A 22159-nucleotide genomic window follows, 5' to 3' on the forward strand; every position below is an offset into this window, starting at 1 on the left:
AATTCCTTCTATTTCGGAATTCCTTCTATTTTGGAGTTATTATTTGATGGGGGTATGTACAATTTGATTTTTAGTCGGAACGAACTTAGAGTAGGCTCACTCGATTTAAAAGTCATTCATCTAAACCAACAAGAAATTGGGATAACTGTGACAGAAGAGATGGGTCATTTTCTACTTATTGACGCTAAAGATTCCTCCGAGTTGTTTTTGTTAGCATCTCTCCTTAAACATTGTCATGATAGTGATGACGTGCTTTATCTTCAACGGGAAAGACCTGAACATGCTGACCTATTTATCTTCAATGGCGCTGTCATTCCCTTAAATCGAAAGCTTATCAAGGAAATAAAATTGGCTCTTAAGCGCTCGAGGTTGAAGGGGATTATTGACATAACTATTGAAAGTAGGGAGAATGAAGCGTTTTGGGATAATTGGGCAAGCTGGAAATATGAGAATCAGTTAAGAATTGATGCCGAGAAAGACCTCGTCATATTTAATTCCTCAAGATTGGGACTTGAATTGTTGACCCACTCCTGCTCACATTTGGCTTCTTCGTTTGCTGGACATTCACATTTTAATTGGTACTCGACTTCAAGCTCACCTGAATTAATTATTCGAAATTTTGCCCGAAATGATTAAGCTATGTCTGGAGGCCTGTTCCGTTAACGGGCCAGTTTTGTTAAAAGGATTTGTTTGCTCATTCGCGAATAAATCTGTTTAAACGGTCTGAGGGGCAATTACAATGGCAATAGACAAAATTATCACAGCCGAGATGTATTCGGTGACATTTGTTCGGGATTATGTTCAGTTTGGTTTTCATTGTGAAACAGATGATGCATGTTTAACTGCATGGGCACTGCCAACGGTAACTATGAAAGGTATGAAGTACCGATATGGGAATATTGGCTACCGAGATGCACTTTGCGGATTAATAAATCAATTAGTTGAAGTTGTTCTTACAGGGGATGAAGATTTAATAAAAATAATTTTTGAAGGAAAGGATGAGCTATCAATTAGACCGACGGATGAAGAGCGAGAAATACTTGTTGAATACGCGATGTTCTTTTACGGAAATTTGTTGATAGAGGTATGGAATTAACGAACGGGTACGATAGCACAAATAGAACAGGCTGCCGATTAATTGGTGGCCTGGAGAATTCCCTGAGTTACCAATTGAAGTGAAAAAGGAATTGTTACCTGATTTATTGAGATTCATAACCTCCCCCACGGAGATCGAAAAATACTGTGATTTTGATTCATATGCCAAAAATCTTTATGATGATATCATTAATTCTTTGAACTAACGATTACGTTAATACTTATTATTGATACGGAAACTGGCATGATGTTCAGCTGCCGTTTTTCAATGAAGTTACAGGACAGTTTTATTGTGTTCATTCGGTTCTTAAGACTTGCTTCACTGTTACTGCATTTGCATATAAGTTGGTGAAGGTAATGATATAGTGATGATAAGGCTCGTTATGAGGTCCTTCGAAGGTCGATACTTTCAAGGTTGCCTCCCAGTAATATTGACCGGGCTTCAAATGTTTGACTTCAACGACATCGTCGACCATGAATTGTCGCTCATCGTTATATTCTCGAATAACGTTCTCAATCGGTTTGAACAAGGTCCACACGAATGCGTCTTTAAGCACATCACATGAAGATTGTTGTTGGTTCTTAGTGCGGTCTGCTGATTCATTTGTATTTGTATTCACTGGCGCTGATAAAGCCATTGAAACGGCAAGTAAAACACTCGCTAAAGTTGTTAGCTTCATATAAATAACCTCCTTTTATAGAGGTATTCTCTCCCCAAAGAAAAAAGTTATAACACTGCCAGCATCAATGCCAGGACTGTTCAACTAATTGACTCTAAGAAACTTTTATTTATTTTTTGGCGAGGTGTAAATTGATTGCAATTAAAACTTCATCAGAAACAACTTAAGATTGTAATTATTTCGTTATTGCTTGTGGCATTCGTCATAGCTATCTCTTATATAGGATTGAATATGTATAGTCGTTCGATAGACGTGTCGATACAAGGAGTAAATTACCAATTAGGACCTGAGAATGGCAGCAACATACAACCCGAGACAGTCAGACTTAAAGGTAAGTGGTCTAGAAGCTTGAAGGGTATCCGGAAATTTAGAGGTACAATTACATTTGCGCATGAAACGATTCCCGTTCCGAAGGAGAGTTTGGAGACAACTATTCGTTTCGATAAGAACGGATACGGGTTGATAATATACACCTATTTCGAAAAATCAGGTTCTATGAACGTTAAGCCTAGAATCTACACCTACGGTGCATTATTTGCCAACGCTGATTTTAGCGCGGTTACGTTTACCAAATTTAGAGAAGTTGCCACCAAGGATGATTCGAAGGGCAGTGAATGGAATGGGGGAGATGGCTTAATGTTTGCAGGGCCAGCTGCTACCCGAGTTCAGGCGCTTAGGATTTCAAACGAACTTATGCAAAAACATCTACGAGATGACAGTTATATAGGTGGTCAATTTGTCTTAAAGTAGTGGATACGGAGAAAAAGAAAGCAAGCGGCCTTTAGTTGCCGCTTGCTTTCTTTTGTTGTCGCTCGCTCTCGCTATTCCTTACATTTGCTTCGTCTTAAATAGCGTATTTATTGAACCGCCGTTATTTATGATTCTGAGCGCAGTCGCGAGAAGCTCCGCCATTGGCAGAACAACGAACTTGTCCGAACGGTTCGGATCAATTGCGATGGTATCCGTAATAACGACCTCTTTGATGTAGGGATGCGACAGCTTCTCAAGCGCGTTCTCCGAGAACAACCCATGTGTTGCGCAAATATAGGCGTCATTCGCGCCTCTTTTATGCAGCGCCTCAACAACATTCACGATCGTACCGCCTGTATCGATTAAATCCTCAATAATAATCGGAGTCATGCCTTCGACTTCACCGATAATATGAGTGATCTTCGTCTTATTGTGAGCAGGGCGGTTCTTAATCATAATGGCAAACGGACAGTCCAGATAGTTGGCGAGCTTCTCAGCGGTTGTTGCCCGACCAGCGTCAGGTGAGACAACGACCGGATTCTTAATGTTCTTTGCCTTCAAATAATCCGTAATGAGGTCCAAAGCAGTAATATGATCAACGGGGATATCGAAAAAGCCTTGAATCGGATCGGCATGAAGATCTACCGTAATGATGCGGTCAGCGCCTACTGTTGTCAGCACATCGGCTACCAGCTTCGCGGAAATGGGTTCGCGCGGGGCAGCTTTGCGTTCCTGACGAGCATAACCGTAATACGGCATTACGATATTAATCGTTTTGGCTGAAGCCCGTTTCGCTGCATCAATCATAATCATGAGTTCGACTAAATGCTCATTTACGGGATGAGACAAAGATTGAACGATATAGACATGTGCAGAACGAATCGATTCGAGATAACGTAAGCTGATTTCTCCGCTTTGAAGCCTGGAAATCTCAATGTCTCCAAGCGTAACATCAAGCTGCCGGCATAGCTCTTCCGCGAGCGGGCGGTTCGATGAACCGGAAAATATTTTTACATTTTGCATCCGCTTGACTCCTCCTAAAAGAATAGCTATGTAAGTTTCACATCGTAAGCATAGTCTTGTACGTTCTTGTAACATACAGTTACTCCCATTATATCTTTTCCCATTGTTTAATTCAAAATTACCCAAAGCTAACGAGAGGATAGCGCAATTATCTTCTCGAATCCTTAAGGAAGGGAATAGAAAGCGTAACGGTATAACGACAGTATGGAGGAGGCTTATCAGGTGGAGAAAGAGATACGATTAATCGAAGAACGTGATTATGAAGAAGTGCATGCATTTCAGTGCGAGTATTTGGATAAAGAGACCTTCGAGGAATTTATTCTACGTGTGAAACAAAATCCTGACTTGTACTTCGTCACCGTGGATGGTAGTGAAGTGGTTGGTATTTGCTATGGAAATCCGTCTAAGAGAAATACTGCCGTCATTAATTTGACTGGGATCGCGGTTAATCTGGATGTTACGAAGAATTATGCCAGAGTTGGGCTGGGAACAAACATGCTGCGGATCTTTGAAACAGCGGTGAAGAAAAGAAGCTATTATAAAATTGGTGTAGGTTCAGCGGACGCTCCACAAGTGGAAGCGTTTTATGTGAAGAATGGATACATACCAACGGAATTGGTAGTCAAAGGTTCAAATTGGGAGGAAATTGCGAGAGTCGGAGTAGATGACTATGCAAGCGGGATTGTACGAAGAGAAGAATTAAGAAGGCAATACAATCCAAGAGAAGTGATCTTCATTTTAGAAAAGAATTTAGAATGAGTGACTTCAAGGGGGGCTGCAGCATTGAAAATATGGAGTAATGCGCTCATAGTATCGCTAATCATGTTTGTTTTAGTAACAGGGTGTAAAGATGGCACACAAAAGGTACATAATGAGGTTTCGAACAAGACGGAGAATGTCACGCCGGCGGCCAGCAAAGCGGAGGAGAATACTTTGTCACCCGACCCGGCATCGACTGCTTTGCCTGCAACTACGCCGGATTTGAAGCTGCCGAAGCGCGACCCGCAATCAGCGCCGCTTGACGTATTTCAACAAGCTAAACAGCTCGGGAGAGGAGTCAACCTTGGCAACGCGCTTGAGGCTCCAATCGAAGGGCAATGGGGAGTCATTTTACAGGAAAGCTATTTTAAGACGATCAAGGATACAGGTTTCGAAACCGTGCGCGTTCCAATCAAGTGGTCGGCGCATGCGGAAGCGGAAGCTCCATATGCCATTGACGCCAACTTTGTCGAACGCATTGATTGGGTCATCGATCAGGCGTTGAAGCAGGGACTGAATGTGGTACTTGATATGCACAATTTCGATGAGATTTATCCGAATCCAGATGAGCATGAGGCTCGTTTTCTGGCGTTATGGAAGCAAATCTCGGCACGGTACAAGGAGCTTCCCGGCAATGTTTATTATGAGCTGCTTAATGAACCCCACGGTTCTCTGTCCTGGTCGAAATGGAATCGAATGCTGAAGAAAGCACTCGATACGATTAGGATCGAGGATCAATGGCATACGGTCATTATCGGCTCCGTCAACTGGAGTAATTATGCTGATCTTGCGTCGCTCGACATTCCGGATAACGAACAGAACGTCGTTGTTACGTTCCATTATTACGATCCATTTCTATTCACTCATCAAGGGGCTGAATGGGGCGGACCGGAGGTCGGAACCATAGGCGTTACTTGGCCAGGTCCCCCGCCGCAGTCGCTTGAACCGATAGAAGCAGCCAAGCAGGTGCAGTGGGTGAACGATTGGTTTGAAGATTACAATAGGCAACCGGTGGAATCGAATCCGGCTGGCCCCCAATCGATTGTCGAAGCATTCGATAAAGTGGACAATTGGGCGAAGGAGCACCATCGCCCGATCTATCTTGGCGAATTCGGCGCTTACAGCAAAGCCGATATGCCTTCACGGGCACGTTGGACGACCTTTGTGCGTGAAGAGGCAGACAGGCGCGGTTTCAGCTGGGCTTATTGGGAATTTAGCTCGGGCTTCGGCGTGTATGACCCAATAGCTAATCAGTTTCGGAAGGAATTGCTGGAAGCGCTTATACCTCATAACTTAAAATGACTATGACGATTCTAAAATCCGCACCTCGTTAGCTGTCTTAGCATTTCAAGCTTATCCTGCAGGGTAACATCTGTAATATTTATAGTCAGAATGCTTACCCTCAGGTTGTGGCATGAGAGATGTTCTATAGTCGATTAATTGATATCCGCTTCGTTCCAAGACTCTTTGTGATTTCATGTTATCTACGCCAACAGTTCCGATTAAATAGGGTATTTCGTAGTTTTCAAAAACCCACTTTGTAACGGCTATAGCAGCTTCGCTCGCATATCCAAACCCACTTTTTTCAGGTAAAAACTCATAGAAAATTTCTGGTTCCTGCAACTCCGCGTGTTTTCCTGCACCCACATATCCGCAGTATTCTCCCGTTTCCCTTAGAAAAACACCAAGAGAAATGATGTCATTAACGATATCCATGTTGTCATATTGGGAGACTATCCAATTAAACAGCCCTCTTGTGTCGTTCGCAAAAGAGTCCACATTATTGATAACACTATTGGGGTAATCTGTATTTTCTAGCGTTCGAATAATTAATCTTTCAGTTATTAATTCCACCTATATTGCCTCCGTTTGAAATATAAATTTGAGTATAAAGCGATTTTACCATACAAAAAGGAAGTTCATAAACTGCATAGCATAGAGAACGACTATGATGATGATAGATACAGCGATATTGATAGAATAGTACGATTTTATTATAGTTAGATTAAACAAAACCAAGGTTTGAACATTTTCATTCATGGTAAAGATACGATTATCATTGCGATAAACGGACCCCAATAACCTTTTTGGAAAGGAGAAATAATAATGATCCTAATAACAGGTGCAAACGGGAAAACGGGTCGTGCAGTAATTAAAGCGTTGCTTTCCAAAGGAGAGCCGATAAGGGCTTTGGTTCGAAGGACCGAACAAGTCGAGTATATGAAATCACTAGGTGACGTTGACGTCGCCATTGGAGATATGCTGGATCAAAAGGCTGTAAATGAAGCATTCGTTGGAATTAAGGCTGTCTACCACATTTGCTCAGCTATGAATCCCGATGAAGTTCAAATTGGACAAGTGATGACAGAAGCGGCTCGCTTGGCGGAAGTCGAACATTTTGTTTTCCATTCCGTCTTACATCCCGTCATTCAAGAAATGCCGCATCATCACAAAAAACTCTTGGTTGAGGAGCTTGTGGTGAATTCTGGTATCCCCTACACGATTATTCAACCAGGCGTTCTCATGCAGAATATTCTCGAGTCTTGGAAGCTGCTTAGTGAAGAAGGTATCTTTCAACAAAAGTACTTTACGACTCAAGATACTTTCATAAGTATGGTTGACTTAGAAGACATAGCTGAGGCGGCTTCAATCATTCTTACTCGTCCAGGACATACTTGGGCTTCGTATGAATTATGTGGACCTGAAAACTTATCGTTGTCTGATATGATTACAGCAATGGAACAGCATTTTGGCCATGAGATTAAAGTGAAAACGCCGGAAGACGAAATGTTCGCAGCACAATTAAAGAAGCGTGGACTAGGAGATTATCAAGTAAATACAATCGTAAAAATGTTTCAACATTACAATGCACATGGATCTATCGGTAATTCTAATGTTTTATCATGGATTTTAGGTCGAAAGCCGAATAACTTTTCATCGTTTATTCATAGAACATTGGAAAATAAAATTTGATACCGGAAGATCATGATAATGGAGCAGTTTGCCACGCGGCAGCTGCTCTATTTTTGTTGCAACGAGCTAGCGCCCCAGACATTTGTCCAGCGATGTACGAGGCCGATGACCGGTTTCATTATCTTTGGAGCCTGCTAAGATGAACCTAACAGATTCTGAGGAGGCTCAATGGTGAAGAAGAAATTACTAAAGAGAACAGGTTACGGTATTGGGGGGGATTGTTGGACTTATTGTATTAGCGGCTTTAGTTGTAGTCATCAATCACAAGATCCAACTGAGCAGGGAAGATGCATTAGTAAAGCCCATGGGGGAGATGGTCTCAATCATGTATTAGTTCCTCATTCTATTTCGGGATTGGAGTCCGTTTATTGGGCTCAAAAATATCCAAACGAAGTTTCTGCCATTATAGGAATAGATGTGGGTACTGTAAATGCTTACTTCGATCCCAATTTGCCGAAAGCATCTGACTTTGTAACGAAAATTAAGATACTGGCATTTGCAGAACATATGGGAGTAACACGTTTTATTCCATCCATGGTTGAGAGCGAGGCGGCTATTTCGGCAGGAAGTTTGACAGAACAAGAAAAAGATATCTATAAAGCAATCTATTATAGGAGAACAAATACGCCGCCTATGGTTCAAGAACTAGTGCAACTATTGGATAATGCTCATAAAGTAGATGCATTGCCGCCGCCACAGATACCGGTAATGCTTTTCATATCGAATGGTGATGGCATTGGACTTGGTTATACCAAAGAACAATGGCAAGGGTTTCAACTATCCTACCTTTCAAGAATTGCCAATAGCAAGTATGTATTAATGGATGATTATGGACATTATCTTCAAGATTTTGCGCCTGATGTGCTTGCACAGAAAATCAAAGCATTTATACCTGCAAACTAACAACGATAGCCTATAAACAAGGAGCAGCTTGCCACAGCGGCAGCTGCTCCTTGTTTTTGTTGAAGAAACGGGATAGGTTAGTCGGTATTATTTATTTGTCATGAATTTCTGTTTGTCTTCTTCGCTTAATGTGAAAAATCTACTGGAGCCGCGGACGATGATTGTTCCATCGGTAATCCGTACGGAGTGCTCATTGAAAGATTTAATGGTTGAAATGGGTCTCATACGCATTCGATCTTGGAAGGCTTCAATTGGTTCTTTATGCATTATTGCTAATTCGAAATCTTGGTCTGTCTTTAATTCTTGTTTAGCAGCGAATAGCGGTTTCTCTTTTTCCATGATTAGTTTTATCGTCTCCTAACGCATCTTTCTCCATAGTTTCAACGATAAGCGGTAGAATTATGCAGTTCATTTGTCCATTGACTGATTTACAAGCTCTCGATACACCACATTAATCCATAAAAGGGATAAATCAGTGTGAAACTACGGATGCTATGCCTAATCTTAAGATGGAGGCATAGCAGATGAATGAGAAGGATAACGTCAAGCAGAAGCAGTTGGATGCCTATCGCGTTAAAGATAATGGCGAGGCTCTAACGACGAATCAAGGCTTGCGAGTCGAGGATGACGAGCACTCACTGAAGGTTGGTCCGCGCGGGCCGACAATCATGGAGGACTTCCACTTCCGGGAGAAGATGACTCATTTTGATCATGAGCGTATTCCCGAACGTGTCGTGCATGCAAGAGGCTTCGGTGCGCATGGCGAGTTTGAGCTGTACGAATCGCTCGCGAAGTACACAAAGGCGAAATTTCTAACCGATACGTCGCTACGGACGCCGTTGTTCGTTAGATTCTCCACTGTGGCAGGGTCAAGGGGCTCAAGTGATACGGTAAGGGATGTACGCGGGTTTGCCGTTAAGTTTTATACAGAGGAAGGGAACTACGATCTTGTCGGTAATAATATGCCGGTATTCTTCATTCAAGATGCGGTTAAGTTTCCCGACTTTATACATGCCGTTAAGCCTGAGCCGCCTAACGAGATCCCACAAGCTTCGTCAGCGCATGATACGTTTTGGGATTTCGTAAGTATGAATACGGAAACCGCTCATATGATCATGTGGGTCATGTCGGGACGAGCGCTGCCTCGCAGCTTCCGCATGATGGAAGGATTCGGTGTTCATACATTCCGTTTCGTTAATGAGGAAGGGAAGGGTCATTTCGTAAAATTCCACTGGAAGCCGAAGCTAGGCGTGCACTCGTTGGTATGGGATGAGACGCAGAAGATAGCCGGTAAGGATCCGGACTTTAACCGCCGTGATTTGTGGCATGCAATCGAGCACGGCGACTATCCTGAATTCGAGCTCGGCATTCAAATTTTGAAGGAGGAGGACGAATTCAGCTTCGACTTTGATATATTGGACTCGACGAAACTATGGCCAGAGGAGATTGTGCCCGTGCAAATCGTTGGGAAAATGACGTTGAATCGGAACACGGATAATTTCTTCGCGGAGACGGAGCAAGTTGCATTCCATGTAGGCAATATTGTTCCTGGTATCGACTTCACGAACGATCCATTGCTGCAAGGAAGGTTATTCTCGTATACCGATACGCAGCTTACTCGCCTCGGAGGCCCGAATTTTGCGGAAATTCCGATTAATCGTCCAATCGCACCTGTACATAACAATCAACGAGACGGTATGCACCGGATGACAATCAACCCGGGGCAGACGAGTTATCATAAGAACAGCTTGGCCAATAATGATCCGGCGCAAGTACCGGCGAATAAGGGCGGTTATCGCCATTACGAGGAGAAAGTGGAAGGGCGAAAGATCAAGGCTCGAAGCAATAGCTTCGACGATCATTTTAGCCAAGCGTCAATGTTCTGGCATAGTATGTCACCGATTGAACAAAGTCAAATCGTAGACGCATTCCGTTTCGAGCTAGGCAAAGTGATGTCCAAACAAGTTAGGCAGCGAGTAGTCGATGTGTTCAGCCAGGTGGCTGAGGGACTTGCGGAGCAGATAGCCGTAGGGATCGGAGCAACTCCAACCAAAGGCGTTGCGGCAGCACCGGCAGCAATATCTCCTGCCCTTAGCATGATGACGAAAACCAAGACAGCTGCTACACGTAAGGTTGCGGTGATGCTCGGGACAGGTTACCGCACGGCTGAGGTTCAAGCATTATTAAAAGCTCTGACCGCAGCGAAAGTAACAGCGGACATTGTGGCTATAAATCTGGTACCGGTAAGAGGCGATGATGGAACGCTTATCGAACCACAGCAATCGCTGCTTACGGCTGCGTCAGTGTTGTATGATGCTGTCTATGTTTCCGGCGAAGCGCAAGGCGTTGATGAGCTGCTTAGCGATATTGCATCAGCGGGATTTGTTCGGGAAGCGTTTCAGCATTATAAGACGATTGCTGCTACTGGAGATGGCGTGCGACTACTCGCTGCGGCAGACGCGGTGCATGATGCAAGAGGAGATGGGGCGCACCCTATTGGTGTGCTACTTGCCGGACAAGAAGACATTGGTGCTTCATTCTTCACATCCTTCATTGAAGCGATCGCGCAGCATCGACATTGGGATCGACTTTTGCAAAACAGATAAGTCAAAGAAGGAGTAAGCTCTCTATTCAAGAGAAGCTTACTCCTTTTTTGCAACCTGAGAGATCAGTTATACCGCATGTTATTCAAATTGAGCTCGTACATGTTTTGAGAACTTCTTTGTATAGCTGGTTAGATTCGGATTGCAATGAACGGCCCAAATGTCTCTATAAAAATAATCGGGATCTTTAAATGGAATCGTTATTAAATCTCCATTAGTAATCAGATCATGACCCGTTAACGTAAAATTGTCCATAATTGTAAAGGCTTTTGCTTTCATCATAATCTCACCAAATGGTTCAGTACTGGTCAACGTTACATAAATCGAATTACGATCGAGATTTGTTCTTTTGATCATTTCTTTATGAGCGGTAGATTCGAGAACAATGATCGATTCGTTTCTTAAATCCTCCGATGTTACATAATCTTTAAAACGAAAACGAGACTCTTTTGCAACGCAAATGCATAAATGGCTTGTATAGATCGTTTCAATATCAAATTTCCGATTGATTAATTCTTTATCTTCACCAATTAAAGCAAGATCGATACTAGTGCTTGTCATTTCTTCATAAATTTCATCAGGCATTTTTTCTAGGAGCTCTAGTTGTATATCTTTAAATTCCATTTTGAAAGAAACTAACGCTTGTTTAATGATATGTCCAAACGCAGATGAATACAATATTTTCAATTTCAAGTTACTGCCATATTTTGCGCGATTAATTTCTTCGTATAATTCTATATATTTGGTTTTCATTTCTAGAAATTTGGAAAGTACGATTTCGCCTTCCTGTGTTGGAATTGTTCCTTTGCTAGTGCGTTGGAATATGGTTACTCCTAGTTCATTTTCTAATGCATGAATGGATTGACTAATGGCAGAGGCGGTTATATGCAGTTTATCTGCTGCTTTTCGAATTGATTGTTCTGTGGCTACTTGCAGAATATATCGGATCTGCTCTGAATTCATGGGGTCACCTTACCTCGAGTGTTTAAGAAAACTATACACAGTGTTAACAAGCTCTAGATTGAACATACTCATTTTAATACTATAATTTTCATAATACAGGAGATTGATGCTGTGCTTTCATGGAGTCGCTTATTTTCTTTATCGTCAACAAACAAATCAGCCATTAATACCATTATTTAATATATTAGCACAAACCTTTTCCAGTATCTCTATTATTTCTGGTGGTTGCAATAGAAATTTTCGCCGTGATTATGACAACTTAGAGAAATGAGGAATTCATCTTGGATGAGTTTGCTTTTCATGATTACGTGAAAGCTAGCCTAAGTTTGGAGATTGAAAGCAAACAAAAGTATCTCGAAGAATTGAAGCAGCAGCTGGACGTTTTGAATGATCCAACAAACAAAGTCGGCTATGATGAGCTCATCGAACAAGCCAGAGAAAGGTACCGTATCGGCCATACAATCAAAGGAACCGCCCCGATTCTGGGGATGGGACGAATGGGGCGAGTGGCTGCGCAATTTGCCGAATGCTGGGAATGGAGCTACGAAACGAATTCCTTAACTGGAAACGATGTTCACAATCTGTTTCAGGATTGCTGCCTGGCCAGCCTTCCCCTTGTACAGGAGCTTGGAATGGAATTTGAAATCAACTGCAAGGAACTCCTGATGGAACAAAAGCAAGCACCCTTCAAGGAGGTCTTACCCCCTCAACTCTTAGGCAGCAGATTGCTGGTCGTAGATGATGACCGTGTGTTACGTTCCTATTTATCTCGCAAGCTTAGGCTTGAGGGTTATAAAGTAGATGAGGCCTCGAACGTGGAAACTGCAATCAAGCTGCTTAAGGAGAATGACTATCAGTTAATTACGCTTGATCTAATGATGCATCCGCAGAGCGGTTATGAAATATTCGAGGTACTGAAAGAAGATCCAATGATTAAATGGCTTCCCATGCTTGTGTTATCAGGGCGTAATGATATGAAGGATGTCGTGCGATGCTTCCGAATGGGCGCTGACGATTTCGTCACCAAACCATTTGACTATGGAGAGCTAAGCGCGCGGATTCAACGGATGCTGCTTCGTCACATGGAGTTTGCGCTCCTGGCGTTTAATGATCCGTTGACCGGCATTCATAATCGGCGGTATTTCGACCTGCAGCTTCAAGTAGAAGTGAACCGTGTACAAAAATACAATGAGCCGTTGACGCTGGTCATCATTGATATAGATTTCTTTAAAGAGGTTAACGATCGACATGGTCATCCAGCCGGCGATCTCGTGCTCCAGAAATTTGCTCACCTGCTGCAAAGCTGCCTGCGCAACACCGATATACTGGCACGCGTTGGCGGTGAAGAGTTCGGTGTCATTTTGCCGGGTATTACCGAATTGGAAGCGGAAAAAATCATGAACCGCATCTTGCAGCGCGTCCGAAGCGAACCAATCGCGCAACACGATATTGTTGATTATTGTATTACCTTCTCGGCAGGCATCGCATCCTGGAATCCAAGTAAGTCCATTCAGAATTGGTTCCAAGTCACGGATTATGCGTTGTACAAAGCGAAGCATACCGGGAGGAACCGTGTTGTCCGAACATCGTTCGGCATGGCCAAAAAAAATCTGGCTGGCTTGGAACTTCAAGCCGATGAGCCCAAGACGATACTGATTGCTGACGATGACCGTATGCTCCGCATGATGATCGCCGATCAATTCAGGAAAGAACCCTACAAGTTGATCGAAGCGCAAGACGGAGAAACGGCTTATCGGATCTTAGTCGAGCAGCAACCGGATATCTGTATCTTGGACTGCATTATGCCGGGGATGAGCGGATTTGAAGTGCTTGAACGAATGAGAACGGAAGGCACGCGTGCTGCAAAAACCCAAATCATACTCCTTTCAGGAAGAAGCAGCGAAGAAGATGTACATAAAGGGCTGGAACTAGGCGCAGATGCGTATATGTTTAAACCATTCTCCTTAATTGACGTGGAAATGAAAGTAAGCAAGATGCTGTTCGACAAGGTGGTTTATGATGCAACTACATGAAGTAAGTTCGAAAGCTGATTTACTGAGATTTCTTGCTGCTCTTAGGAAGGACTTGGTTACAAATAAGGAAAACTGGGAAAATCCAACTTTAGATATGTACCTCGAAGCCATGCAAAGCTGGATACAAGTTATGGATGGTTACTATTCAGACACTTACCAGACCATACCAGAACAAACGTGGAAGATTTTAGCTGATATTTTATATGCTGCAAAAATTCACGAATAACTATGGGGTATGACAGCACATGAAAGAACAGGAGATAACTATGATTGATCAATACGTCTCGAATGAAACTTTACTTGAGAAATTTATTGAATGTAAACAGCTTATTCAGCAGCTTGATCAGCAGCTTGAAGAATTGTCTTTATTGTTAGAAAAGTCGCATGTTTAGAATTAGTGGCTGTACAGTGGCAAGCATTGTAACGATGAGATGTGATCGGTTGACAAGAACATTATCCGAATGAAGTCCGCTTAAATGGCGGGCTTTTTTAGTTATGGGATCAAGTTCTATTGCAGGAAGTGTAATGCCTTTGGAAGAATCTGTATGAGTGAGACATCCAACCATTCGAAGCGAGGCGAAAAAGCATGAATGAAAATGAAGAATTGATTGAAATTTTGGACAAAAGAGAGCCTAAACAAAAGCTTATCGTAAAAAACTCGGATATTTCTCAATCCGAATTTAATGATTGTCTGGCAGCCCATGTCACGTTTCACGATATTTCTCTACCGTATGTAAAAGTTACTTATGCCGACCTAAGCAATTGCCATTTCAATGATATGAATATGAGGGATGGTAAAATAAGCGATGCAAATTTAAGTCGTCTTACGATCGACGGAGCCAATATTAGTGGGGTTGCTGTTCGTAATGCTAAAGCGGAGGATCCTGTCGTTTTTGATAATGTTAAGATTGCTAATAGCACATTTTCAAGATGTGACCTGACTAATGTAAACTTAGATAGTTGCAAGATAGAAGGTCTTAAAATCGACGGTGTACTGATCGAGGGATTGCTGAAAAATAACCGAACGCTTTAGTTAAGCGGGTACTAAAGCTCAATACATATCAACGAGGCTGCCGGTAGATGATTCCAGCAGCCTTCTTTGCGTACGGCCTGAATCACACGGTCAATTACCGTTTTTCATCGAGGCAACGGGTAGTTTAGTTGAATAGAAAGAAATGATAAAATAAAGAAAGCTAAGGACGTTTTGATATTCTCTAATTTAAAGGAGCGCACATAGGATGCTTAATAAGGATAATACTGTAATTGGTTTTATTGGTACCGGCGTAATGGGTAAAAGCATGGCCAGTCATTTGTTGAAGGCAGGATATACGTTAATCGTTTATAATCGGACAAAAAGTCGGTCAGATGAACTGGTCACTCAAGGCGCAATTTGGAAGGATACTGTAGCGGAGGTAGCTTCACAAGCAAATGTTGTGATTACGATGGTGGGATATCCTAAAGATGTGGAAGACATCTATTTAGGAGAAGACGGAATCTTGTCTCATGCAAAAGCAGGCACATACGTCATCGATATGACAACATCTACACCATCATTGGCGAGAAGAATTGATATGGAATCGAAAAATAAAGGAATTTATGCAGTTGACGCTCCGGTTTCCGGCGGTGATATTGGTGCAAGAGAAGCCAGATTAGCGATTATGGTTGGTGGAGACGCTTCTGCTTTCGAAGCACTGCTTCCGATTTTTCAAATTATCGGCAAGAATATTCAATTACAAGGCGATTCAGGTGCCGGACAACATACGAAGATGTGCAACCAAATTGCAATAGCATCCAATATGATTGGTGTCTGTGAAGCGATTGTATATGCTGAACGAGCAGGACTTGATCCTGAGACCGTATTGAAAAGCATAGAAACCGGAGCAGCCGGGAGCTGGTCATTGAGTAATCTGGGACCGCGAATGATCAATGGAAACTTCGAGCCCGGCTTTTATGTCAAACACTTCATCAAAGATATGGGGATTGCTCTCGTTGCAGCCAAAGAAATGGGATTAATAACACCTGGTCTTGAGTTAGCCAAATCCTTATATGATGAGCTTGCAAGCAAAGGAGAAGAGAACAGCGGCACCCAAGCGTTGTACAAGCTCTTGGCAGGAGAGGTTTAATATTGAAGTGAAGAAATGTCAGTTTTAGATAGATATTGGATATACTTAGAATAGGCCTCGATCGAGGCCTGATGATAAAACTTTGGAGGTTATATTAATTGGAAATAGGTACTGTCAAATGGTTTAATGCTGAAAAAGGGTTTGGCTTCATTCAAAGAGAAAGCGGGGAAGATGTATTCGTTCATTTCTCTGCGATTCAGAGTGAAGGATTCAAGTCGTTGGATGAAGGACAACGTGTAGAATTCAATGTTGTTTCAGGTCAACGAGGACCTCAAGCGGAGAATGTTGTAAGAGTGTAATAATACAGAAAAACATGCCTGTTCCTGACGCTTTGTCAGGAGCAGGCTTATTTAAGTCGTGGGTAAATAATTCTTTACACAATGTTAAAAATTACTTGTTTGATTATGCTCATTTAATTCTATATTGTTGATTATATTGGAGATTTTGAAATTATAAATTCAAATGAATTGCTATAAGGAATTAATCCTAAACCAGTGTCTGATGAGAACTGGTAGGTTTTGGAGGAACTCACTTGCCAATTACAGAGGAACAACAGCGAAGGCTGAATATGATTGCCGCGATACAAAACCATTTGCCCATGATCATGTTCAACACGCAAGGGGAAGTCGTATGGTTGAACCCGCTGTTCGCTTCCGCGATGGGTTACGAGGTAGGCGAGCTTATCGGCGTTCACCACCGCATTTTTTGCTTGCCGGAGTACGCTTCAAGTTCGGCTTACGAGGTTTTGTGGAATACGCTTCGCCAAGGGAAAGAGTTCCAGGCTAAAATCGTGAGAGTCGCGAAGGACGGCAGGAAGCTTGTGCTCGAAGCGACTTATATGCCCGTCTTCCACGAGGAGCGGATCGAAGCGTTCATCAAGGTCGCCACGGATATTACGCAGCGCGAAGAGGCAGTTCAACGGATGACCGGAGAGCTGGTGTCCATGGTGGAACGGATGACGGCGGACACGAATGAGGTCGTCGAGGCTTCAAACCGGGTCGTCAGGCAAATGACGAAGCTGAACGCCGAATCGGAGACCGTAAAGGAACAAATTCGCCAAAGCCAGTCGATTACCGCCGCAGTCAAAGAGTTGGCAAGCCAATCCCATCTGCTCGGATTGAACGCGGCCATCGAAGCAGCGCACGCCGGCGAGCACGGACGTGGGTTCGACGTCGTGGCGAACGAAATCCGGAAGATGGCCACGAACAGTGGGGAATCCGCGGAGAAGATCTATATCCAGCTCTCGGACGTCGCCAAGACGGTTACATCGACGATGTTGCAAATCGAAGAGATGTCCCGGCAGCTCGTGGATAATGCGAAGGCGATCGAGGAATTGAAGAGTGCATACGACCGGATCGCGGCGACGACGGAAAGTTTGTCGGCCACGCTTTAAAGGATACGGCGACGGTTCGGTGCCGGTTGATTAGAACATTGTCCGAGTGAAGTCCGCGTATAACGCGGGCTTTTTTTAGTTATCGATTCCCGGGCAAGCAGCTGACTAGCCAGTAACCTGTTGAATGATGAGATCAGACTAATGTAAACTTAAATAGTTGCAAGATAGAAGATCTTAGAATCGATCCTAACGTAAGGGGGAGTCTAGATGATATTAGAAAAAGTTATAAATAGAATTGTCATACAGAGTGAATATAAGGATTTTGTTGATAAATATATCGATAATCTACTTAATGAATTTAAAGGTAAAATTCATAGCATTTATATGTGTGGCTCGATTCCAAAAGGAACAGCTACGCCTTTTAAGTCGGATGCAGACTTTACTATTGTATGTGAAGATCCCAAAGACATTGATTACGAAAGAGTATCAACTATTAAAGATAGGCTATTGGAAGAATATCCACTATTAACTAAGATTGATACGATAATTTGCTCGATTGACGATGTATTAAGTAAACCAAATGAGTGGGGTTTTTGGGTTAAGATCATTTGTGTTTGCATTCATGGTCATGACGTTGGTGAGAAAGTACCACCTATACTTATTTCTCCAGCGTTCATTCTAGACTTAAATACGGAGACCAAGGAGGAAGTAGATCGTATACATCAATCACTTTCTAATGCTAGTGATGACGCAATGAAAACTAGATATATTAAAGGGTACTCGAAGAGATTAATTCGTGCATTATACTCTTTGGTTTTAGAAGATACAGGAGTATGGCAAGATGACATGATTAAGATGAAGAATGCCATAGTAAACTATTGTGAGATTGACTCCTCCTTAGTTGAATATTTGTATGCTTGTTACTTGGATAGTAATGTACTTGTTGAAGAGTTTCTGGGAATTGCAGATGAAGTATACAGCTTTTTTGAGAACGCCTTACATACAATGGCTGCTTCCAAGCCTTCTCTTGAATAAAGGTGAACATACAAATTGATAGCTGCCCAAGACTTTCTCGGGCAGCCCGAGGCCATCCTGCAAAGGATGGCCTTTTATTATTTGGTAAATGACCATTGCCTATCAACACATGCGCGTCTCTGAATAGATTGTAATACAAACTTCAAAGAGGCGAGGGAAGAACGCTATGAAACTGCTAATCATCGCACCAGAGCAAATTCCAGTACCGCCGCCGATCGGAGGGTCGGTGGAGAACTGCATCTATCAGATTACGAAGCAAATTTCGAACGAACACCAAGTCACGGTCGTCAGTCTATTGCGCAAGAATCTAGCACGTAAATCGATTATCAACAATATGACTATCTTGAGAGTATCCGGCGGTTCGAAGCAAGCGTACTTAACGAACGCGATTCGGAAAGTGAAAGGGAATCGCTACGATCTCATTCAGATCGACAATAGGCCGAGCTTCGCAAAAGCGGTTCGGCAATCGTTTCCGAAAACGCCAATTGCCATCTTCATGCATTCCATGACATTCGTATCCAGCCCCATGACGACGAAGAAGAAAGCGAATGCGGATTTCAATCACGCGAATCTGATCGTCGGCAATAGCAAATCACTGCAGGAGTCTTTAATCGGGCGCTTTCCCGCGCACAAAGCAAAAATCAACTTCGTACATCTTGGCGTCGATACGGAAAAATTCCATCCTATCGGGTCGTCTACCTCCAAGCCGTTCCACCTTCTCTTCGCGGGGAGGCTCATTCCGAGGAAAGGGGTCCCCACGTTGTTGAAGGCTTTCGGTATCGCGCTTAAATCCATTCCTTCTCTTCGATTAACGGTTGCTGGCGGATCAAGGAAATCCGCCTACAAGGTATTCTTGAAAAGAATCGCACGCAACCTGAACGTGCCCGTCCAGTTCAAGGGGAATCTCTCCCGCAAGCAGATGCCGGCGTTCTACCGGACTGGCGACTGCTTCGTATGTCCTTCGCAGATGCACGAGGCATTCGGACTAGTCAACGTCGAAGCCATGGCCAGCGGCTTGCCGGTAATCGCCTCGCATATAGGTGGCATTCCGGAAATCGTGCAACATGACCGGAATGGGTTGCTCGTTCAAAACTACCAAAAACCAGCGGCGTTCGCCGCCCAAATCGTTAAACTCGCGAGCGATCCGGAACTGCGCGGCCGGCTCGCTAACCAGGCAAGGAAGGATGTGCAGAACCGGTTCAACTGGAAGCTGACCGCCTCGAATTTAATGGAGCTTTATAAAAGTAAATTGAAATAACACAAAAACACCTCAATGACCCTAAGATAAGAGACTGAGGTGTTTGAATGGAGCTAGCGCCTAGCTTGGTTTCAATCCGTCCGGCAATGGCAGAAGATCCAGCGTCCGATCGACGAAAGGTTTGAAATCCTTCGTTCGAATGATCGCAGCGCCTTTGGAAGCAATCAGCTGCTTATCTGAAACCTGCCAAGTATGTGATCTTCGGTTTGATCGGCGGTTTGCGGCGAAGTTGTAGGAGGAGGCCGTGAATACTTTGAATCCTTGTTTCAGGCATGATTGAACGAATCGCGCATCGGACCCGGCAACCACTTTAGTCGAGAAGGAAACCTTCTTGAACACTCGTTTGTGGAACATGATCGTAGGGCCGGCTATTCGTCTGCACCGGCTATATGGCTTGACTGTCGTTTTGCGAAGCAGCAGTAAGGAACGGTGGGGGAAGAAGAAATAACTGGAACGTTTGCCGACGACATCCGCTTTCTTCTTAATAAACAATAACATAGATTCATCGAGATATTGAGGCGAATAGTAGTCATCGTCATCGAATTTGGCAATATAGCTATATCTGGCACGTGATACCCCGTAATTGAGGCATGCCCCAAGATTTCTGCTCTCGTCGACCCGAAAAACACGGACGTTCTCATATTGCTTTGCAAGCTCTTGATAAGGACCCATAGCGATGTCGTTGTCATTAATGATAACAATGAGCTCTTTGACGCTCCATTCCTGACGGTCGTAATTGTCGAACATATTGTGCATGAGGTCCTTCCGAATCGTTGAGGTAATGATTGTTACGCCTGTATCTGTATCCGCGGATGTCATCTTTGTCTCCTTTAATAGATCGACTAGTTGACAAATCTTCTATAATACTTCGTCTTGCGAATAAGCCGGCATTGCGACATGTAGCGGTACGTAGATTTCTTCTGCGTATGGCTGTTCTGGTTTCTTCTTCGGATGCAGACATAATGCCTTCTGGACACGGAATATACGCGGAAGCCTCTCCGAACACAGCGCCCGACCCAACCGGAATCGGTGCCGGACTTTTTAAACTCGGGGAACTTGACGCGCCTCCAGACTGATTTGCGGAAGACCAGTGTGCCGCCCTTGACGCTGCGGCTATATTTCCATTCGCCGCCACGGCGGAACAACATCAGCGCCCGCTTCGATCTGAAGTAGAGGAAGGCGGTATGTTTGCCTACGATGGACGCCTTCCCGCGTTTAATCGCTCGGGCGGTTTCCCTAAGAAATTTAGGACCGTAATAATCATCGTCGTCAAACTTGGCGATGAGGCCATTCTCAGCCAGATTGATGGCGTAATTCAAGCATTTGCCGAGCTTATATTTCTGGGAGAGCTGGAATACGCGGACTTCGTTTTCAGGGTATTGGCTTGCCCGCTGTCGATAGAGCTCGATATCCATGTTATCGTTGTTCAAGATTATAATCATTTGTTTATTCTTCCAGAGCTGACGATTGTAATTCTCGAATACGTTGTCGATGCAGGAGGATCTCATCGTACAGGCGATAACAGTGATCATCTTAGTTGTCATCTCCATTCTCTGTGGGTTCAAGCTTAGCTTTGCGTCGGTTCCATAATGTATTTTTCTTGATTTTGTACAATTTTTTGTTGATGACCTTCTTATACAGCTTCAGGAATGAATCCGTCATTATGATATCTGAATAGCGAGTTCTCGCATAACGTCTGCATCTGCGGGCTGTAGGCAGCCTCTTGCGGTATCTGACCTTCATCGCCATGCCAGATGTAGTCTTGCACAAGAGCTGCGGTAATCCCCGAAGCACCTCCGCCACTCCGCCCTTCCGAAACCCGAGCACAGGCGTGCCGCTGGCAAGCGCTTCGATGAGGACAAGACCGAATGGTTCATCCCAAGTCGACGTGAACAGGACACAGCTGGCATTGGCAAGAAGCTCGTGTTTACGGTCTCCGCCCACAGGGCCAACGTATCTAATCTTTTTGCCCAGATGCGGTTTGATTTTGGCGTTGTAATATTTTTTGTCATTCAACGTACCGGCGATGATGAGCCGTCTACCCGTTTTCTTGGCCACCTTGATGGCTAGATGAACCCCTTTTTCCTTGATTAATCTTCCCAAGAAGAGCAGGTATTTCTGTTTGGTGGATTTAAAGGTGTAATCCTCCATACGAATACCGTTGTGGACCGCGTAGCCCCTGCGTTTTCCGTATTTGCGCAGGATGAATCTGCTTACGTATACGCGAATTTGCACGTTAGACTTAATCCCCTTGGAATGGGACTGGCAGATGGTCGGAATCGGCGGATTTGCTTTCGCGACGATACCGTAGTGATCGTGAATGATGTCCACATCGGACGGGAGGTTTTTTATAATGAAGTCGAGTTGCTCTTTCGGATCGTTCGATTCATATTCAAACGTTTGGGTTGCATTCGAGGTCGATCCCTTCTTGGCAAACAAAAACACCTCATGCCCCCGTCTGACTAGTTCTTCCGTTAAATAATGAACATCGCGCTGTGTGCCCCCGTAATCCTTTGGAGGGACAGGAATCGTATTGGTTGAGATTTGAGCGATTCTCAAAATATCCCACAACTCCTTAGGTCAGTGTCTTCAATAGGCGTTTCTTTGTAGGATATGAATGGACTCTTG

The 22159-nt window shown here is 43.7% G+C and carries 25 protein-coding genes; 17 read left to right on the plus strand and 8 right to left on the minus strand.

What is annotated here, in order from left to right; genetic code table 11:
* Nucleotides 1-63 precede the first annotated feature (63 nt).
* Nucleotides 64-636, plus strand: coding sequence for a hypothetical protein (locus BLW29_RS01025; protein WP_090975479.1), 573 nt, complete (start codon nt 64-66; stop codon nt 634-636).
* A gap of 103 nt (nt 637-739) precedes the next feature.
* The gene (locus BLW29_RS01030) at nt 740-1096 is read left to right on the plus strand and encodes a hypothetical protein (protein ID WP_090975480.1); all 357 of its coding nucleotides are present in this window, start codon (nt 740-742) and stop codon (nt 1094-1096) included.
* 295 nt (nt 1097-1391) lie between these two features.
* Here the strand turns inward: BLW29_RS01030 and BLW29_RS01035 are convergent, their stop codons facing one another.
* Nucleotides 1392-1775 carry a DUF3888 domain-containing protein gene (locus tag BLW29_RS01035; RefSeq protein WP_090975481.1) on the minus strand — a complete coding sequence of 128 codons (384 nt, stop codon included), beginning with the start codon at nt 1773-1775 and terminating at the stop codon, nt 1392-1394.
* 135 nt (nt 1776-1910) lie between these two features.
* Between BLW29_RS01035 and BLW29_RS01040 the strand changes: the two genes are divergently transcribed.
* On the plus strand, nt 1911-2525 hold the full coding sequence (locus BLW29_RS01040; RefSeq protein ID WP_090975482.1) for a hypothetical protein: 615 nt from the start codon (nt 1911-1913) through the stop codon (nt 2523-2525).
* A gap of 78 nt (nt 2526-2603) precedes the next feature.
* Here the strand turns inward: BLW29_RS01040 and BLW29_RS01045 are convergent, their stop codons facing one another.
* Nucleotides 2604-3548: a ribose-phosphate diphosphokinase gene (locus tag BLW29_RS01045; RefSeq protein WP_090975483.1), complete on the minus strand. Its 945-nt coding sequence runs from the start codon at nt 3546-3548 to the stop codon at nt 2604-2606.
* A 222-nt stretch (nt 3549-3770) separates the two neighbouring features.
* Between BLW29_RS01045 and BLW29_RS01050 the strand changes: the two genes are divergently transcribed.
* Together BLW29_RS01050 and BLW29_RS01055 are read left to right on the plus strand one after the other, a co-directional pair.
* The gene (locus BLW29_RS01050) at nt 3771-4307 is read left to right on the plus strand and encodes a GNAT family N-acetyltransferase (RefSeq protein ID WP_177186423.1); all 537 of its coding nucleotides are present in this window, start codon (nt 3771-3773) and stop codon (nt 4305-4307) included.
* Between the two features lie 24 nt (nt 4308-4331).
* A complete protein-coding gene (locus BLW29_RS01055) occupies nt 4332-5609 on the plus strand; it encodes a glycoside hydrolase family 5 protein (RefSeq protein WP_218147083.1) in 1278 nt (425 codons plus the stop codon).
* 51 nt (nt 5610-5660) lie between these two features.
* On the opposite strand, the gene BLW29_RS01060 is transcribed toward BLW29_RS01055, so the two are convergent.
* Nucleotides 5661-6161, minus strand: a complete 501-nt coding sequence (locus BLW29_RS01060; RefSeq protein WP_090975485.1) for a GNAT family N-acetyltransferase — start codon at nt 6159-6161, stop codon at nt 5661-5663.
* A gap of 252 nt (nt 6162-6413) precedes the next feature.
* Here BLW29_RS01060 and BLW29_RS01065 point away from each other — a divergent pair, with 252 nt between their 5' ends.
* Both BLW29_RS01065 and BLW29_RS01070 read left to right on the plus strand, forming a co-directional pair.
* A complete protein-coding gene (locus tag BLW29_RS01065; RefSeq protein WP_090975486.1) occupies nt 6414-7280 on the plus strand; it encodes an SDR family oxidoreductase in 867 nt (288 codons plus the stop codon).
* Nucleotides 7281-7448: 168 nt separating this feature from the next.
* Nucleotides 7449-8183 carry an alpha/beta hydrolase family protein gene (locus tag BLW29_RS01070; RefSeq protein WP_143044340.1) on the plus strand — a complete coding sequence of 245 codons (735 nt, stop codon included), beginning with the start codon at nt 7449-7451 and terminating at the stop codon, nt 8181-8183.
* An 87-nt stretch (nt 8184-8270) separates the two neighbouring features.
* Here the strand turns inward: BLW29_RS01070 and BLW29_RS01075 are convergent, their stop codons facing one another.
* A complete protein-coding gene (locus tag BLW29_RS01075; protein WP_090975488.1) occupies nt 8271-8522 on the minus strand; it encodes a hypothetical protein in 252 nt (83 codons plus the stop codon).
* 185 nt (nt 8523-8707) lie between these two features.
* On the opposite strand from BLW29_RS01075, the gene BLW29_RS01080 reads away from it, so the two are divergent.
* Nucleotides 8708-10789 (plus strand): catalase, encoded by a 2082-nt coding sequence (locus tag BLW29_RS01080; RefSeq protein ID WP_090975489.1) that lies wholly within the window; start codon nt 8708-8710, stop codon nt 10787-10789.
* A gap of 78 nt (nt 10790-10867) precedes the next feature.
* Here the strand turns inward: BLW29_RS01080 and BLW29_RS01085 are convergent, their stop codons facing one another.
* On the minus strand, nt 10868-11749 hold the full coding sequence (locus tag BLW29_RS01085) for a LysR family transcriptional regulator (RefSeq protein WP_090975490.1): 882 nt from the start codon (nt 11747-11749) through the stop codon (nt 10868-10870).
* Nucleotides 11750-12030: 281 nt separating this feature from the next.
* On the opposite strand from BLW29_RS01085, the gene BLW29_RS01090 reads away from it, so the two are divergent.
* From BLW29_RS01090 to BLW29_RS01125, 9 genes are all read left to right on the plus strand, one after another.
* Nucleotides 12031-13782: a response regulator gene (locus tag BLW29_RS01090; RefSeq protein WP_090975491.1), complete on the plus strand. Its 1752-nt coding sequence runs from the start codon at nt 12031-12033 to the stop codon at nt 13780-13782.
* Complete coding sequence (locus BLW29_RS01095; RefSeq protein WP_218147084.1) at nt 13766-14008, plus strand: DUF7660 family protein; 243 nt, start codon at nt 13766-13768, stop codon at nt 14006-14008. The genes BLW29_RS01090 and BLW29_RS01095 overlap by 17 nt, the downstream gene beginning before the upstream one ends.
* A 19-nt stretch (nt 14009-14027) precedes the next feature.
* The gene (locus tag BLW29_RS31295; RefSeq protein WP_177186424.1) at nt 14028-14174 is read left to right on the plus strand and encodes a hypothetical protein; all 147 of its coding nucleotides are present in this window, start codon (nt 14028-14030) and stop codon (nt 14172-14174) included.
* Between the two features lie 194 nt (nt 14175-14368).
* The gene (locus BLW29_RS01100) at nt 14369-14815 is read left to right on the plus strand and encodes a pentapeptide repeat-containing protein (protein WP_090975493.1); all 447 of its coding nucleotides are present in this window, start codon (nt 14369-14371) and stop codon (nt 14813-14815) included.
* Nucleotides 14816-15020: 205 nt separating this feature from the next.
* The gene (locus BLW29_RS01105) at nt 15021-15905 is read left to right on the plus strand and encodes an NAD(P)-dependent oxidoreductase (protein ID WP_090975494.1); all 885 of its coding nucleotides are present in this window, start codon (nt 15021-15023) and stop codon (nt 15903-15905) included.
* Nucleotides 15906-16003: 98 nt separating this feature from the next.
* Complete coding sequence (locus tag BLW29_RS01110) at nt 16004-16204, plus strand: cold-shock protein (RefSeq protein ID WP_090975495.1); 201 nt, start codon at nt 16004-16006, stop codon at nt 16202-16204.
* Between the two features lie 233 nt (nt 16205-16437).
* Nucleotides 16438-17298, plus strand: a complete 861-nt coding sequence (locus tag BLW29_RS01115; RefSeq protein ID WP_256208247.1) for a methyl-accepting chemotaxis protein — start codon at nt 16438-16440, stop codon at nt 17296-17298.
* Nucleotides 17299-17505: 207 nt separating this feature from the next.
* Nucleotides 17506-18273, plus strand: a complete 768-nt coding sequence (locus BLW29_RS01120) for a nucleotidyltransferase domain-containing protein (protein ID WP_090975496.1) — start codon at nt 17506-17508, stop codon at nt 18271-18273.
* Nucleotides 18274-18439: 166 nt separating this feature from the next.
* Nucleotides 18440-19531: a glycosyltransferase family 4 protein gene (locus BLW29_RS01125; RefSeq protein WP_090975497.1), complete on the plus strand. Its 1092-nt coding sequence runs from the start codon at nt 18440-18442 to the stop codon at nt 19529-19531.
* Nucleotides 19532-19591: 60 nt separating this feature from the next.
* Here the strand turns inward: BLW29_RS01125 and BLW29_RS01130 are convergent, their stop codons facing one another.
* From BLW29_RS01130 to BLW29_RS01140, 3 genes are read right to left on the minus strand one after another with little or no spacing between them, the layout of a single operon-like run.
* On the minus strand, nt 19592-20350 hold the full coding sequence (locus tag BLW29_RS01130) for a glycosyltransferase family 2 protein (protein WP_090975498.1): 759 nt from the start codon (nt 20348-20350) through the stop codon (nt 19592-19594).
* A gap of 23 nt (nt 20351-20373) precedes the next feature.
* Entirely contained in the window at nt 20374-21063 is a 690-nt protein-coding gene (locus tag BLW29_RS01135; protein WP_177186425.1) for a glycosyltransferase family 2 protein, read from the minus strand.
* A gap of 1 nt (nt 21064) precedes the next feature.
* A complete protein-coding gene (locus BLW29_RS01140; protein WP_090975500.1) occupies nt 21065-22090 on the minus strand; it encodes a glycosyltransferase in 1026 nt (341 codons plus the stop codon).
* Between the last annotated feature and the right edge of the window lie 69 nt (nt 22091-22159).

Origin of the sequence: Paenibacillus sp. CF384, assembly GCF_900106745.1 — a bacterium.
Taxonomy (GTDB): Bacteria; Bacillota; Bacilli; order Paenibacillales; family Paenibacillaceae; genus Paenibacillus_Z.